The sequence below is a fragment of the Cobetia sp. UIB-001 genome (assembly GCF_044789135.1).
Lineage (GTDB): Bacteria > Pseudomonadota > Gammaproteobacteria > Pseudomonadales > Halomonadaceae > Cobetia > Cobetia amphilecti.
In genome coordinates, this window is record NZ_CP058244.1 from 471,763 (window position 1) to 486,994 (window position 15,232).

The following is a 15,232-nucleotide window of genomic DNA, read 5'->3' on the forward strand; positions in this document are numbered from 1 at the left end:
GCATGAAAGCCCGTTTTGGTGGCGTTTGCTTATGTTGCGTCAGTGGTAGCCAACTCAGGCGTTATTCTGTGCCGTACGGCAACGATGATTTGCTGCACAGCGGCGATAAAGTCACTGCGCCATGCAGGCGCGATGGTTTACTGTCGAGAGGTGGACAACGCACGACGTCCAGGCAGTGAATCACGACATCCCTGACGCTATCGGAATTGCAGAGGTCGCTTATTGACCTTCCCCTGAGGGGGCCGATCGCCGATGTCGTCGCTGCTGGAGCTGACCCCTCAAGGTTCGCTCCCTGCTGAGACCCAATAACGATAATACTGCGGACCCCCGCCGGCCTCATCAGGCCACGGGAGAGGGCACCACGAGGCCCCGGTCTGCCACTCAAGCAGATATAGAGAAGGACTCCCCTCATGGCATTGACCAGTGGCCGTTTCGCCCGCCCGTACGAAGCTCACTCATCCGCTGCAGGAATGGCCGGCGAGACGCGCCAGCCGCAGACCATCGGCTTCCTGCTGCTCGACAGCTTCACGCTCATCTCGCTGGCCTCGGCGGTGGAACCGCTGCGCATGGCCAATCAGCTGGCCGGACGCGAGCTGTACCGCTGGTATACCGTGACGCTGGAAGGCGCCCCCGTGCGCGCCAGCGATGGTCTGCAGGTCACGCCCGATACCTCCACCGAGGCCTGCCCGCCGCTGGATATCGTCATCGTGTGCGGCGGCGTCGGCATCCAGCGCTCCGTGCATCGCCCGCATGTCAGCTGGCTGCAGGCCCAGGCGCGTGCCGGCCGCAAGCTGGGCGCCGTCTGCACCGGTAGCTGGGCGCTGGCCCAGGCGGGGCTGCTCGAAGGCCATGAGACCAGCATCCACTGGGAGTGTCTGGCCGCGATGCAGGAAGCCTTCCCGCGCGTGCCACTAACCACACGACTGTTCTCCATCGATCAGGACCGCGCCACGGCCTCCGGCGGTACCGCGCCGATGGACATGATGCTGACCATGATCGGTCGCGAGCATGGCCGCGAGCTGGCGGCGGGCATCTCAGAGATGTTCATCTGCGATCGCGTACGTGGCGAGCAGGACCAGCAGCGCGTGCCGCTCAAGCATGTGCTGGGCACCACCCAGCCCAAGCTGCTGGAAATCGTCGCGCTGATGGAGGCCAATCTGGAAGAGCCCATCGGCCTGGACGAGCTGGCGCACTATGTCGATGTCTCGCGTCGTCAGTTGGAGCGGCTGTTCCAGCGGTATCTGCACTGCTCGCCGTCGCGCTACTACCTCAAGCTGCGCCTGACCCGCGCGCGTCAGCTGCTCAAGCAGACGGCGCTGTCGATCATCGAGGTGGCCTCGGCCTGTGGCTTCGTGTCCACGCCGCACTTCTCCAAGTGCTACCGCGAGTACTTCGGCATGCCGCCGCGTGATGAGCGCATCGGTGGCGAGCGCAGTGTCAGCGTGCTGGAGGTGCCGTGTCGCGCCGATGGCGATCATCAGCTGACCGGTGTCGCCAGCCTGGAAGGGCTGCTGCACCAGTCGATCGGCCAGAGCATGGTCGGCAATGCGCCCCTGCAACCGGCCAGCGAGTCCCCCGTCTCCTCGGCGATTCTGGCACTGGCCAATGCGCGCGGTGAGCCGACCTACGCCAGCGTGCGTCTGCAGGGCTGACGCCTGCCGACTGACGCCAGCTTCCCGCAACATCCAACGCCTCTGCCGCTCCGGCAGGGGCGTTGTCGTTTTCACAGGAGCCATCGGCACGCTCTGGTACACTCGAAGGCACCAGGAAGCAGTGGCTGACACGACAATGGCTCGGCGGCGAGCCACGACACGCACGACAGGGGACGGCAAGGGATGGCACGAGGACAGCAACGCAGGCAGGAAGGCACGGAGCGTGTGGCGGGTGTGCGGCGCGGGGCGACACGCCGCCCGGCGCCGCGTGCCGGCATGCGCCCGATGGAGCGTCTGCGCTGGCTGGTGGTGTGGGCGTTCAAGGTCGTCGCCTGCTGGATGGTGGCCTGCATCGGCCTGGTGGTATTGCTGCGCTTCGTGCCGCTGCCGGTGTCGATGGTGATGCTGGAAAAGTGGGGCTATGGCCTGGTCACCGGCGAGCCGATGGCACTGCAGCATGACTGGGTGCCGATGGAGCAGATTTCCAACAATGCCCGTCTGGCGGTGATCGCCTCGGAAGACCAGAAATTCCCCGATCACTACGGCTTCGATGTCGATCAGATCGTCAAGGCCATCGATGCACGGCTGGCCGGTGAGCGCCTGCGTGGCGCCAGCACCATCAGCCAGCAGACCGCCAAGAATGTCTTCCTGTGGAACGGGCGCAGCTGGGTGCGCAAGGGGCTGGAGGTCTGGTTCACCATCCTGATCGAGATGATCTGGCCCAAGGAGCGCATTCTCGAGGTCTACCTGAATGTCGCCGAATGGGGGCCGGGTGTCTTCGGCGTCGAGGCCGCGGCCGAGCATCACTTCAATACCGATGCCGCCAGCCTTTCCGCCTATCAGGCCAGTCTGCTGGCGGCGGTATTGCCCAACCCGATCCGCTTCAATGCCGGCAAGCCCTCGGCCTATATCCAGCGCCGCGCCAGCTGGACGCGCCGTCAGATGAACAATCTCGGCATGGGCTACTTGAAGCGTCTGGAACAGCCGCGTGGCTGGCTGAGCTGGGACCTGCTGCCTTCGCTCAAGGAGCTGTCCCCCGCGCATTGACCGGCCTGACGCTGCACCATCGGCTGTCCCACGACGCCCCGGCTCTCTCGAGTCGGGGCGTCGTCGTTTCAGAAACGACAGCCCTGACGCGATTCGATAGCCACGGGTCGCATCTGGCGTCAGAGGGGAAAGAGGGCAGGACTATGCTGGCACAGCCTGCTGGAGATCGTGTTCCGGCAGGCCCTGTCCGCCGGGTACGGGCAGTGACCTGACTTCCAGAGCCGCCTGCCCAGCGCCGGAGCGACATGATGTCCGAATTCTCCTCCTCCTTCGGTGGGTCCGATGCGGCCCGCGCCCTGCACGATGACAGCATCGTCATCGATGGTCTGGTGATCGCCAAGTGGCAGCGCGACCTGTTCGAGGACATGCGCAAGGGCGGTCTGACCGCTGCCAACTGCACTGTCTCGGTCTGGGAAGGCTTCCAGGCGACCGTCAACAACATCGTCAAGAGCAACCAGCTGATCGCCGAGAGCAGTGATCTGGTCTGCGTGGCGCGCACGGCCGCCGACATCCGCGCCGCCAAGGCCGCCGGCAAGACCGGCATCATCTACGGCTTCCAGAATGCCAACGCCTATGAAGACCAGATCGGCTATGTCGATGTCTTCAAGCAGCTCGGCGTGGGCATCGTGCAGATGTGCTACAACACCCAGAATCTGGTCGGCACCGGCTGCTACGAGCGCGACGGCGGCCTGTCCGGCTTCGGCCGCGAGATGGTCGCCGAGATGAACCGCGTCGGCGTGATGTGTGATCTCTCCCACGTCGGCTCGAAGACCTCCGAGGAAGTCATCCTCGAGTCCAAGGTACCTGTCTGCTATTCCCACTGCGCGCCGGCCGGTCTCAAGGACCACCCGCGCAACAAGTCCGATGCCGAGCTGCGCTTCATCGCCGAACACGGCGGCTTCGTCGGCGTCACCATGTTCACCCCCTTCCTCAAGGCCGGCGTCAACGCCACCGTCGACGACTACGTCGAGGCCATCGAATACGTGATGAACCTGGTCGGCGAGGATGCCATCGGCATCGGCACCGACTTCACCCAGGGTCACGGCCAGGATTTCTTCGAGTGGTTGACCCACGACAAGGGCTACGCCCGTCGTCTCACCAACTTCGGCAAGATCGTCAATCCGGAAGGCATCCGCACCATCGGCGAGTTCCCCAATCTGACCGAGGCGCTGCTGCGTCGCGGCATGAGCGAGCATCAGGTGCGCAAGATCATGGGCGAGAACTGGCTGCGCACGCTGGAAAATGTCTGGGGCGGCTGAGTCTGGCTGCCTGTGCCCTTTATTGATCGCTTTTACTTGATCTCTCTTTCCTGAGCTCTCTTTTGCAATTCCCTCAAGCCCCCTTTGGAGGACACCGACATGAGCAAGATGGCCCCTGAACTGCCGATCGAAGTGGATAGCGAGACTGGTGTATGGACGTCCGATGCGCTGCCGATGCTGTACGTGCCGCGCCACTTCTTCATCAACAACCATGTCGCGGTGGAAGAGGCGCTGGGCGTGGAGAAATACGCCGAGATTCTCTATCACGCCGGCTACAAGAGCGCCTGGCACTGGTGCGAGAAGGAAGCCGAGCTGCATGGCCTGGTCGGCGTGGAAGTCTTCGAGCACTACATGAAGCGCCTGTCGCAGCGTGGCTGGGGTCTGTTCATCACCGAGGAGATCGATCTGGAGCGCGGTACCTGCAAGGTGCGCCTGGAACACTCCTGCTTCGTCTATCAGCAGGGCAAGACCGGCACCAGGCTCGAGTACATGTTCACCGGCTGGTTCGCCGGCGCGATGGACCAGATTCTGGCTGCGCGTGGCAGCGAGCTGCGCACCGTCGCCGTGCAGACCCAGAGCGGCGGTGAGGAAGGCTGTGACGTGGGGTATTTCGAGGTCGCTCCCGGAACAGTGTGACGTTTTCGGATCCGCCACTCTCTATTCCATGGCTCGGGTCAAGGCCCAGGCCCGGCCCAGGCAAAAGGCAACAGCACAAGCCGGCTGCCCGAGCATCTCTCTGTCACGACACTCACCACCCACAACAACGACAACGCAACGCCTGAGCGCCGCCTTTCCTGACATGCAAGACGCCTGACGCCGACCCCGCCGCCACCAGCAACGACTCGTGGCGGCGGGCAGGCCAGGCCAGCGTGACGAGGCGGCGCTCTCCCCGGCGAGGAGCTCTCACCATGGCATTCGACGCACTCTTCCAGCCGATCGAGATCGGCAAGCTGACCATCCGCAACCGCGTCGTCAGTACCGCCCACGCCGAGGTGTATGCCACCGATGGCGGCATGACCACCGAGCGCTACGTGCGCTACTACGAAGAGAAGGCCAAGGGCGGGTGTGGCCTGTGCATCTGTGGTGGCTCCTCGGTGGTCTCCATCGACAGCCCGCAGGGCTGGTGGAGCTCCGTCAATCTGTCGACCGACCGCATCATCCCGCATTTCCAGAATCTGGCCGATGCCGTGCACAAGCATGGCGGCAAGATCATGATCCAGATTACCCACATGGGCCGTCGCTCGCGCTGGGACGGCTTCGACTGGACCTCGCTGATGTCACCGTCCGGCATCCGCGAGCCGGTGCACCGCTCCACCTGCAAGACCATCGAGGTGGAGGAGATTCAGCGCATCATCGCTGATTTCGCCCAGGCGGCGCGGCGTGCCAAGGAAGGCGGCCTGGACGGCGTCGAGCTGTCCGCCGTGCACCAGCACCTGATCGACCAGTTCTGGAGCCCGCGCGTCAACAAGCGCACCGATGAGTGGGGCGGCAGCTTCGAGGGCCGCATGAAGTTCGGCCTCGAGGTGCTCAAGGCGGTGCGCGCCGAGGTCGGCGACGACTTCGTGGTCGGCATGCGCATCTGTGGCGATGAATTCCATCCCGATGGCCTGTCACACGACGACATGAAGCAGATCGCGGCCTATTACGACGCCACCGGCCTGCTCGACTTCTTCGGCGTGATCGGCTCCGGCTGTGATACCCACAACAGCCTCGCCAACGTCATTCCCAACATGTCCTACCCGCCGGAACCCTTCCTGCACCTGGCGTCCGGCATCAAGGAAGTCGTCTCGATTCCGGTGATCCACGCCCAGAACATCAAGGACCCCAACCAGGCCGAGCGCATTCTGGAAGGCGGCTATGTCGACATGGTCGGCATGACCCGCGCCCACATCGCCGACCCGCACATCATCGCCAAGATCAAGATGGGCCAGCTCGACCAGATCAAGCAGTGCGTCGGCGCCAACTACTGCATCGACCGCCAGTATCAGGGCCTCGACGTGCTGTGCATCCAGAATGCCGCCACCTCGCGCGAATACATGGGCCTGCCGCATCAGATCGAGAAGACCAGCGGCCCGGTGCGCAAGGTCGTCATCGTCGGCGGTGGTCCGGCCGGCATGGAGGCAGCCCGCGTATGCGCCGAACGCGGCCACGACGTGACGCTGTTCGAGGCCCGTGATGAGCTGGGCGGCCAGATCACCATCGCGGCCAAGGCGCCGCAGCGCGATCAGATCGCCGGCATCACGCGCTGGTATCAGCTGGAGCTTGCGCGCCTGAAGGTTGACCTGCGCCTGGGCACGCGGGCCGATGAGGCCACCATCCGTGACCTGCGCGGCGATGTGGTGATCCTTGCGGTGGGCGGTCGTCCGTTCATGGACCAGTTCGCCTCCTGGGGCTACGACGAAGACCCGGCCAAGAGCCTGATCGTCTCTTCATGGGATGTGCTGGATGGGCGCGTCGCACCGGGCAGCAACGTGCTGATCTACGACAGCATCTGCGAGTTCTCCGGGGTCTCGGTAGCCGACTATCTGGCCGACAAGGGCGCCAGGGTCGAGATCGTCACCGACGACATCAAGCCCGGTGCGGCGGTCGGCGGCACCACCTTCCCGACCTACTACCGCAGCCTGTATGCCAAGGAAGTCGTGATGACCTCCGACATGGTGCTGCATGAGGTCTACCGCGAAGGCGAGGGGCTGGTGGCGGTGCTCGAGAACGAATACACCGGCACGCTGGAAGAGCGCGTCGTCGATCAGATCGTGGTCGAGAACGGCGTGCGCCCGGATGAGGCGCTCTACTACGCCTTCAAGGACGGCTCGCTCAACAAGGGCCAGATCGACGTCGAGTCGCTCTACGCCATCAAGCCGCAGCCGTGCCTGAGCCAGGCCACCGAGGGCAATGATTACCTGCTGTTCCGCCTCGGTGACTGCAACGCACCGCGCAACACCCACGCCGCCATCTATGACGCCCTGCGTCTGTGCAAGGACTTCTGATGACGTGATCTGCCGAGCCGGCCGCGCCCATGCCGCCGGCTCGGCAGTCGTCCGGTCGACAGCGGGCTTGAAGAAAGAGGGTGAGCAGCATGAATGACACGATCTTGTCGGTATTGATCTTCACCGCGCTGGCGCTGGCTGCCATCGGCGCGGTCAAGCGCATCGGCCTGTGGCGCCAGGGGCGGGCGGACGCCACGTCCATGAGCATGGGAGAGCTGATCGCGAGCCTTGCCAAGGTGCCGCGCCGCTACGGGGTGGACCTGCACCACGTGGTCGCGCGGGACCGCTACATGGCCAACACCCACGTCGCCACAGGGGGCGGCTTCGTGGCCGCTGCGCTGCTGATGGTGGTGGTCTACGGCTTCGGCATCGACTCCGCCTGGCTGGGCGTCTTGCTGCTGCTGGCCAGTGGCGCGATGTTCGGTGGCGCGCTGTTCGTGCGTCGTCGTCGCCTCGACCCGCCGGCGCGCCTGTCGCGTGGCCCGTGGATGCGTCTGCCCAAGAGCCTGCTGGTGTTCTCCGCAAGCCTGTTCGTGATGAGTCTGTCACTGGTGCTGCCGGAAGGCGTCGGCGGCATGATCTCCGGCGGTATCCTCGGGCTGGTGCTGGTGGCGGGCATCGCCTGGGGGCTGCTGGAGATGATCGTCGGCATGACCGGCGGCGGCTCGCGCATCACCGGGCCGATGAAGCATGCCTTCGCCGGTGCGCTGCATCTGGCCTTCCATCGGCGTCCGGCACGTTTCAGCACCCGTGACAGTGCCGGCATCCGCGACAGCGCATTGCTGCCGCTGGATCTGACCAACCCCGAAGCACCGCTGGGTGTCGGCAAGCCGTCCGATTTCAACTGGCGTCAGCTGCTGGGCTTCGATGCCTGTGTGCAATGCGGGCGCTGTGAAGCGGTGTGTCCGGCGTTCGCAGCCGGTCAGCCGCTCAATCCCAAGAAGCTGATCCAGGACATGGTGGTTGGCATGGCCGGTGGCAGCGATGCCGCCTACGCCGGTTCGCCCTATCCGGGCGATGAGCCCAGGCGCGCGCCCGGCCAGCATGGCGGCGGCCCGCAGCAGGCCATCGTCGGGGCTTCTCCGCATGCTCGCCCGGCAGCTCAGGCCGTTGACTCTGATAGCCAGACCGTTGCCTCTGGACCGATCCAGATCAAGGCGGCACCGGGTGAGGCGACAGATGGCGACAAGCTGATCCACGAATTCAAGGTACTGGTCGAGCCGGAAACCCTGTGGGCCTGCACCACCTGTCGCGCCTGCGTCGAGGAGTGCCCGATGATGATCGAGCACGTCGATGCCATCGTCGACATGCGCCGTCACATGACGCTGGAGCAGGGCGCGACGCCGGGCAAGGGCGTCGAGGTGCTCGACAACCTGATCGCCACCGACAATCCGGGCGGCTTCGCGCTCGAAGCGCGTCTGCATTGGGCGGCGGATCTCGACCTGCCGCGCATCGCCGAGCTGCAGGCCGCCCGCGAGGCGGCGCGTGATCCGCGTCCGGTGGAAGCGCTGCTGTGGCTGGGCGATGGCGCCTTCGACATGCGCAATCAGCGCACGCTGCGCGCCTTCGTGCAGGTACTGCGCGCCGCCAGGGTCGATTTCGCGATCCTCGGTGCGGAAGAACGTGACAGTGGCGACGTGGCGCGTCGCCTGGGGGATGAGGCGACCTTCCAGTCGCTGGCCACCCGCAATATCGCCACCCTGTCGAAGTATCGCTTCGCGCGCATCATCACCTGCGATCCGCACAGCTTCCATGTGCTGGGACGCGAATACGCCGCCTTCGGTGGCGACTACCTCGTCAACCACCACACCAGCTACATGAACGAGCTGCTGGCGGCCGGTCGCCTGAGCCTCGATGCCACCAGACTGGCGACGCTCGGCGCGGTCACCTGGCACGACCCCTGCTATCTGGGGCGCTACAACGGTGAATTCGAGGCGCCGCGTAGCTTGTTGGCGGCGCTGGGACTGGAAGTGCGCGAGATGCAGCGCTCCGGTTTCCGCTCGCGCTGTTGCGGCGGCGGTGGCGGCGCGCCGGTGACGGACATCCCCGGCAAGCAGCGTATCCCCGACATGCGCATGGGCGATGTGCGCGAGACCGGCGCCGAGGTCGTGGCGGTCGGCTGCCCGCAGTGCACCGCGATGCTGGAAGGCGTGGTGGCTCCGGCCGGTGAAGCCGAACCCCAGGTGCTGGATCTGGCGGAACTGATGGCGCGGGCGCTGGTACTGGAAGCGTCCACGCAAGGCTTGGCGGCGTCGACCACGCAGCCCACTGACGCGGAGGTGGCGGCATGACGATTCCCGTCGATCCACAAGCAACCGAGCGTGAGTCACTGCCACGCCGTGACCCGCGCCTGGAGCAGCAGGCACGCAATCGCCTGCACCCGCAGCATCTCATCGCGCTGCAGGCGCTGGGCCGCGGCGCGGCAGCCCCTCAGGAACGCTGGATGGGCCCGAAGGGCGTGATGCGTCGCGACCCGCATGTCGGGCACTTCATCGCCGCCAACGGCCGCAAACGCATCGACCGCAGTGGCCGCTCCGGGCCTGCCGCGGCGGGTGCTGGCCAGCCCGCGGTCGTGGCCAAGGCGCGCGTGCTGCCGCTGGTCGAGATCGCATCACCCGCCTTCCTGATCGCGGTGGTGCTGGACATGACCGGTGGGCGACTCTCGAGTCACGACCGCGATGTGCTGGGGCTGGCGCGTCAGATCGCCGATGCCGACCCCGCCCATCAGGGCGCGGTGCTGGCCGTCACCTTCGGCACCTTGCGTGAGGATGGTGACGCCGCCGACAGTGTCGGACTCGGCGCGGCGGGTGCCGATCGCTGGCTGCACTTTGCCGATACCCTCCACGATGGTTATGCGCCGCTGGCCCAGCTGGCGGAGCTTGAGGCCATCGACACGCGCCTGGCCCCACGGCTGTGGTTGCTGCCGGAATCCCGCACTGGCGGCGGCGAACGCGGCCGACGTCTCGGTGCACGCCTGCTGTGCCAGGGCGATGCACTGGCGCGGCCCAGCGGCAATGCCTATCAGCTCGACGGCGAGCTTGCCGCCATCGGGCGTGGCGAGCTTGCCGAGGTGAGCGTCACCGGGCGCAGCGGCAATGGTCAGCAGGACCTGACCCGCCCGCTGACTCGTATCGTGCTGTGCGAGGCGGAATGCGCCGAGCCGGTGGAAGATGTGCGCCACGCCGCGCTGCCGCTCGAGTGGGAGGCGGCCAGCACCGCGCACGCCGTGCCAGACGTGATCGAAGATCTTGGCCCGGTGGCCGTCGATCCCTCCGCGATCGCGCTGGGCGAGGCCGAATTCATTCTCTCGGCGGGCAACGGCATCCGCGACTGGGATGGCTTCCACCGCGCTGCCAGCCTGCTGGGGGCCACCGAAGGCGCCTCGCGGGTGGCGGTGGATGACGGCTTCATGCCGCGTGCCCGTCAGGTCGGTGCCACCGGTACCTGGGTGACGGCGCGGGTCTATGTCGCGGTGGGCATCTCGGGGGCCATCCAGCATCTGCAGGGCATCCAGCGCTGCGACAAGGTGGTGGCCATCAACACCGATGGCGGCTGTGACATGGTCAAGCGTGCCGATCTTTCGGTGATCGGTGACGCCGGGGCGATTCTCGCCAGTCTCTGTCAGCAGCTCGAGGCCGAACGCAGTGTCGGCGGTGATGCCTCGGTGGCGGGTCAGGTGCCTGCCGCGACCGCTACGTCACCCAGTACGTCATCCGCCACGCTTGCCGCCGACGCGGCCTGAACTCGCGCCTGCGACAGGGGAAGGAGAAGAACATGAAGGCAGATCGTTCGTCCGTTGCGCAGCAGGCCTCGGCGCCGCTTGAGGTCGTGAGTCTGGTGTCGCTGGGGCAGCACCCGGTTTCGGGGCGTCTGCGGCGCGCCGAGCAGGACGCCCGCGCCCTGGAGCTGTGTCTGGCGCTGGAGCATCAGTCGGCGCCCGGTGCCGTAAGTCTCAGCGCCTGGCACGCCAGTGGCAGTGAGATCGCTCCCGGCAGCGAGCAGGATCAGGCGCTGCGCGGCTATCTGGGCATGGGGCTGGAGTCGTTGACGCTGGTGACGCCCGATTCCCTGCAAGCGGAACCGCTCAAGGCTGTTGATTCGCTCAAGGCTGACAATTCGTCGCTCATGGCTGACGATTCGCTCAAGGCTGCTGATCAACCGGTCGTTGATGTCTGGCCGCTGCTGGTCACGCGCCTCAAGCAGGCGGCACCGCAGCTGGTGGTGTGTGGCGGCCAGGGCGAGACCGGCGAGGGCAGTGGCCTGCTGCCGCATCTGCTGGCGGAGAGCCTCGGCTGGCCGCTGGTGGAGGGTATCGTCGCGATCGAGAGCTGCGATGGCGCGCATCTCACCGCCTTGCAGGCGCTGCCGCGTGGCCAGCGGCGACGGTTGCGCGTGAAGCTGCCGGCACTTGTCAGCGTCGATTCCGCGGCGCCGGCGGCGCGTCAGTCGGCCTTCGCACAGGCGCGGCGCGGTGAGCTGTCCACACTGGCCAGCGGCGAGCTGGTGCATGATGCGCAGGCCGAGGCCTTCGGCGTGGCCCCGGCTCGCAAGCGTCCCAAGCGCTTGAAGCGCATCAAGGCGACCAGCGCGCGGGACCGCTTCAAGGCCGCGGCCGCCAAGGCTGAAGGGGGTGGTGGCAAGCGGCTGGAAGGCGTGAGCGCCGAGGAGGGCGCGGCGAAAATCCTCAAGCTGCTGCGTGAGGAAGGCGTGCTGCGCTGAAGCCGCGCAGACGGTAAAAAGCCCCTGTCAGCTCGGCTGGCAGGGGCTTTTTCATGCATCACAGAAGGTCGTTTCTCACAGAAGGTCGCTCCTCACAAAAGGTCGCTCCTAACAGAAAGGTCACTCCTCCCACTGCCAGTCCACATCGTTCAAGGGGTCGGGCGAGGTGTGCTCGTCGGTGCCCTGGGGGGCCTTGCGCGCTGCCTGACTGGCTTCGCGCTGGCGCATCGGCATGTTGTCGATCACCTGATAGATCTGGTCGGGGGAGACGAAGCCTTCCTGCTGCATCTTCTTGCCGCCGTCCTTGCCCATCAGGATGACGGTGAAGGGCGCGCCCTCGCGCAGTTGCATGGCATCACGCAGGGCACGCACCTCCTCGAAGCTCATCGGCACGCCATCGTGGATGCCGCGCGTGCCCATCAGCGTATAGAGCGTCATGTCGCGTTGCTGCATCTCGCCACGCGTGGCGCGCAGTTCCTCGCGCTGACGCTCGAGGTCCCGGTCCTGTTCATCCGGCGCGATCAGCACCAGCGAGCGTCGGTTCCAGGTCTCGCCCAACAGCGGATTGGCGGCGGGGTCGACATTGGCGGCGGTCATGGTGGTCTCCGCGGTGTCCGGCGAGGTCGGGGGCGGTGGTGCGCCCGTGGATGTCTCGGCGGGCGCGTTCAGGTCGGCGTCCGAATCCAGCAGGCTGATGGCATGCACCGGCGAGCTCAGCAGCAGGGCGGGCAGCAGGGCCAGCAACAAGAGGCTCATCAGGCCCGGCGTCAGCCTGTGATGCGAGAGCCGTCGAGGCAGCGCGGGCGGTATCTGTGTGGACAGTATCTGCTTGGACAGTCTCTGCGTGGACGGTATGTGCGTGGACATGGCAGTCCTCCGGCAACGAATGTTATGAGCTGGGCTAGCCAGCCTGGGCTGCAGAAGCAGGTTGCACAGGAGAATGGCACACCCCGGATGACAGCCTCTCCTTCAAGACTAAGACAGTCGCCGAGAGTTTGCTGCCCGTTGGCGCGCGATTTATGTGGTACTTCACGACATGCCGCCCTCATTCAGCCTGTGAAAAGGCCAATGGCGACATGCCGATAGCGACGGCAACAGGTGGCATGCCGTCTAGAGCGCGTAGCGAGCGCAGAGGCACGTCTGTATCGAGGGCGGGTCGAGTGCGTGGCGTGCAGACTTCACGCGGCTTGCTGCAGATATTTTCACGATCGTGGTGCAAGCTGTATGCGCGTCCAGCCGTCATGACGCCCGCCATGCGCGGCCCCGCGGTTTTTACGTTGCTGATCTGCGACTCATGTAACTCTGGCGATACAGAATGTTTTCAAAGAGTTGCATGAAAAAATGAACATCCTGTCGTCAGGCCCGTCTGAGTTAGGGCAAACACTTATTGATCACTGCTGGAGGCTGCAATGAAACGGATGACTGCATACATGACGGCTGCCCTGATTTCCGCGGGCATGATGTCGGCACCGGCGTTCGCTGCTGACGCACCGGCCCAGGGTCAGTCTACTGCCCAGGCGGCACAGGCTCAGGCTGGCGATTTCACTGACGCTCAGCTGGAACAGTTCGCTGCGGCCTCTCAGGACATCGCACGCATCTCTCAGGAATTCGCCGGCAAGCTGCAGAAAGCCGACGACGAGACTGCCAAGCAGAGCGTGCGTCAGGAAGCCAACGACGAGATGGTCAGCGCTGTCGAAGACTCCGGTCTGGAAGTCGCTACCTTCAACTCCATCGGTCAAGCGGTCCAGAACGACCCGGACCTGATGAAGAAGGTGCAGAAGCTGGCTCAGGAAAACTCCTGATCTCGCCTGGATGACGTTCGGGTCATCCAATGAAAACGCCGCCCCCGGTTGCCGGGGGCGGCGTTTTTTGTGCCCATGTCTTGCGGCCTGTCAGTCAGTACCGCCTTGGTCAGTAAGGCTTTGGTCAGTAAAGCTTTGGTCAGTAAAGCTTTGGTCAGCGCCGCATGTCAGGCGCCGGCGACCGGACGAATGAGCATGTCCTGTGCCTTCTTTTCCTGCATCAGACCACGGAACAGCGAATAGCACATCACCAGCAGTACCAGCGTGAACGGCAGACCCGTGGCGATGGCACCCGCCTGCAGCGAGCCCAGTGCAGCGCTTCCGCCGCCATAGAGCAGGGCACCGGCGATCAGGCCTTCCATCGCTGCCCAGAACATGCGCTGGCTGATCGGTGCATCCACCTTGCCGCCGGCGGTGATCGAATCGATCACCAGCGAACCGGAATCCGAGGAGGTCACGAAGAACACCAGTACCAACAGGATGGCGATGAAGGACGCCACACCGGACAGCGGCAGGTTGTCGAGCATCTGGAACATGGCCAGCGACACGGAATCGATGCCATTGGCCAGCGCGCCTACGCCATTGATGGCCTGTTCCAGTGCGGTACCGCCGAAGACTGACATCCACACGATGGTGACGAGTGTCGGCACCAGCAGCACGGCGGTGACGAATTCGCGTACGGTACGGCCGCGCGAGACACGTGCGATGAACATGCCGACGAACGGTGACCAGGAAATCCACCACGCCCAGTAGAAGACGGTCCAGCCGTGGAACCAGCTTTCATCGGGGCGGCCGATCCAGTTGGACAGCGGCAGCAGATATTCCACATAGCTGAGGGTGGTGGTGCCCAGGCCCATGAGAATGGCGAGTGTCGGCCCGAAGATGAGGATGAAGATGATCAGGACAGCGGCGATGATCATGTTGATGTTGGAAAGCAGCTTCACGCCGCCATCCAGGCCGCGACTGACCGAGTAGATGGCCACCAGCGTCACCAGGATGATGATCGCGATCTGGGTCGGCAGGCCATCGCCGACGCCGAACAGGTAGTCCAGCCCCGATGCTGCCTGAGCGGAGCCCAGCCCCAGCGAAGTTGCCAGACCGAAGATGGTCGCCAGCACGGCGAGGATATCGACGATATGCCCCATCCAGCCCCAGGTGCGCTCACCGAGTATCGGGTAGAACGCCGAGCGGATGGTCAGCGGCAGGCCCTTGTTGTAGGTGAAGAAGGCCAGCGACAGCCCGACCACGGCGTAGATGGCCCAGGGATGCAGGCCCCAGTGATACATGGTGGCGCCCAGCGCGGCGCGTGCTCCTTCCGGCGTCCCGGCGGGTGCGTTCAGTGGCGTGCCGTACCAGTCGGTGTAGTAGGCCACCGGTTCGGCGACGCTCCAGAACATCAACCCGATGCCCATGCCAGCGGCGAACAGCATCGCGAACCAGGAGCGTGTCGAGAACTCGGGCTTCGCCTTCTGACCGCCCAGGCGCAGCTTGCCCACCGGGTGCACGATCAGCAGCAGGCAGAACAGCACGAAGAGGTTGCCGGCCAGCATGAACAGCCAGTCGCCATGTGCGATGGACCAGGCCTTGGCGCCGCCCAGGGCACTTTCCGCGCCCGCTGGGAAGAGGATGGCAAACAGGATGAAGCTGACGATCAGCACGGCGCTGATCGCGAAGACGGGGTTGTGAACATCGAGACCCATGACCTGGACATTGTCCTGGCCGATCTCGTAGTCCGTGTCATACGGATTCGATGACATGTGGTGACC

General features: G+C 65.1%; 11 protein-coding genes. 9 read left to right on the forward strand and 2 right to left on the reverse strand.

Annotated features, from left to right (window positions below; genetic code table 11):
- Positions 1-470 precede the first annotated feature (470 nt).
- From HA399_RS02120 to HA399_RS02155, 8 genes are all read left to right on the forward strand, one after another.
- Entirely contained in the window at positions 471-1,652 is a 1,182-nt protein-coding gene (locus HA399_RS02120) for a GlxA family transcriptional regulator (RefSeq protein WP_043333766.1), read from the forward strand.
- A 285-nt stretch (positions 1,653-1,937) separates the two neighbouring features.
- Positions 1,938-2,699: a monofunctional biosynthetic peptidoglycan transglycosylase gene (gene mtgA / locus HA399_RS02125; RefSeq protein WP_286174019.1), complete on the forward strand. Its 762-nt coding sequence runs from the start codon at positions 1,938-1,940 to the stop codon at positions 2,697-2,699.
- A 248-nt stretch (positions 2,700-2,947) separates the two neighbouring features.
- Entirely contained in the window at positions 2,948-3,958 is a 1,011-nt protein-coding gene (locus HA399_RS02130; RefSeq protein ID WP_404325896.1) for a dipeptidase, read from the forward strand.
- 99 nt (positions 3,959-4,057) lie between these two features.
- Positions 4,058-4,594 (forward strand): DUF5943 domain-containing protein, encoded by a 537-nt coding sequence (locus HA399_RS02135; RefSeq protein ID WP_107335564.1) that lies wholly within the window; start codon positions 4,058-4,060, stop codon positions 4,592-4,594.
- 272 nt (positions 4,595-4,866) lie between these two features.
- Complete coding sequence (gene dgcA, locus HA399_RS02140) at positions 4,867-6,945, forward strand: dimethylglycine demethylation protein DgcA (RefSeq protein WP_043333738.1); 2,079 nt, start codon at positions 4,867-4,869, stop codon at positions 6,943-6,945.
- 89 nt (positions 6,946-7,034) lie between these two features.
- On the forward strand, positions 7,035-9,236 hold the full coding sequence (locus HA399_RS02145) for a (Fe-S)-binding protein (protein ID WP_404325897.1): 2,202 nt from the start codon (positions 7,035-7,037) through the stop codon (positions 9,234-9,236).
- On the forward strand, positions 9,233-10,687 hold the full coding sequence (locus HA399_RS02150; RefSeq protein WP_404325898.1) for an electron transfer flavoprotein subunit alpha/FixB family protein: 1,455 nt from the start codon (positions 9,233-9,235) through the stop codon (positions 10,685-10,687). Before HA399_RS02145 ends, HA399_RS02150 begins: the two co-directional genes overlap by 4 nt.
- A 32-nt stretch (positions 10,688-10,719) precedes the next feature.
- A complete protein-coding gene (locus HA399_RS02155) occupies positions 10,720-11,664 on the forward strand; it encodes an electron transfer flavoprotein subunit beta (RefSeq protein ID WP_404325900.1) in 945 nt (314 codons plus the stop codon).
- A 120-nt stretch (positions 11,665-11,784) separates the two neighbouring features.
- On the opposite strand, the gene HA399_RS02160 is transcribed toward HA399_RS02155, so the two are convergent.
- Positions 11,785-12,420 (reverse strand): DUF4174 domain-containing protein, encoded by a 636-nt coding sequence (locus tag HA399_RS02160; RefSeq protein WP_404325902.1) that lies wholly within the window; start codon positions 12,418-12,420, stop codon positions 11,785-11,787.
- 653 nt (positions 12,421-13,073) lie between these two features.
- On the opposite strand from HA399_RS02160, the gene HA399_RS02165 reads away from it, so the two are divergent.
- Positions 13,074-13,466: a DUF4168 domain-containing protein gene (locus tag HA399_RS02165; RefSeq protein ID WP_043333741.1), complete on the forward strand. Its 393-nt coding sequence runs from the start codon at positions 13,074-13,076 to the stop codon at positions 13,464-13,466.
- Positions 13,467-13,633: 167 nt separating this feature from the next.
- On the opposite strand, the gene HA399_RS02170 is transcribed toward HA399_RS02165, so the two are convergent.
- Positions 13,634-15,223, reverse strand: a complete 1,590-nt coding sequence (locus tag HA399_RS02170; protein ID WP_043333742.1) for a BCCT family transporter — start codon at positions 15,221-15,223, stop codon at positions 13,634-13,636.
- Between the last annotated feature and the right edge of the window lie 9 nt (positions 15,224-15,232).

Coding starts and splice junctions, on each gene's coding strand:
- dgcA (WP_043333738.1), top strand. CDS start 4,867: ATGGCATTCGACGCACTCTTCCAGCCGATCGAGATCGGCAAGCTGACC.
- HA399_RS02160 (WP_404325902.1), bottom strand. CDS start 12,420: ATGAGCCTCTTGTTGCTGGCCCTGCTGCCCGCCCTGCTGCTGAGCTCG.
- HA399_RS02155 (WP_404325900.1), top strand. CDS start 10,720: ATGAAGGCAGATCGTTCGTCCGTTGCGCAGCAGGCCTCGGCGCCGCTT.
- HA399_RS02150 (WP_404325898.1), top strand. CDS start 9,233: ATGACGATTCCCGTCGATCCACAAGCAACCGAGCGTGAGTCACTGCCA.
- HA399_RS02130 (WP_404325896.1), top strand. CDS start 2,948: ATGTCCGAATTCTCCTCCTCCTTCGGTGGGTCCGATGCGGCCCGCGCC.
- mtgA (WP_286174019.1), top strand. CDS start 1,938: ATGGAGCGTCTGCGCTGGCTGGTGGTGTGGGCGTTCAAGGTCGTCGCC.
- HA399_RS02170 (WP_043333742.1), bottom strand. CDS start 15,223: ATGTCATCGAATCCGTATGACACGGACTACGAGATCGGCCAGGACAAT.
- HA399_RS02165 (WP_043333741.1), top strand. CDS start 13,074: ATGAAACGGATGACTGCATACATGACGGCTGCCCTGATTTCCGCGGGC.
- HA399_RS02120 (WP_043333766.1), top strand. CDS start 471: ATGGCCGGCGAGACGCGCCAGCCGCAGACCATCGGCTTCCTGCTGCTC.
- HA399_RS02145 (WP_404325897.1), top strand. CDS start 7,035: ATGAATGACACGATCTTGTCGGTATTGATCTTCACCGCGCTGGCGCTG.
- HA399_RS02135 (WP_107335564.1), top strand. CDS start 4,058: ATGAGCAAGATGGCCCCTGAACTGCCGATCGAAGTGGATAGCGAGACT.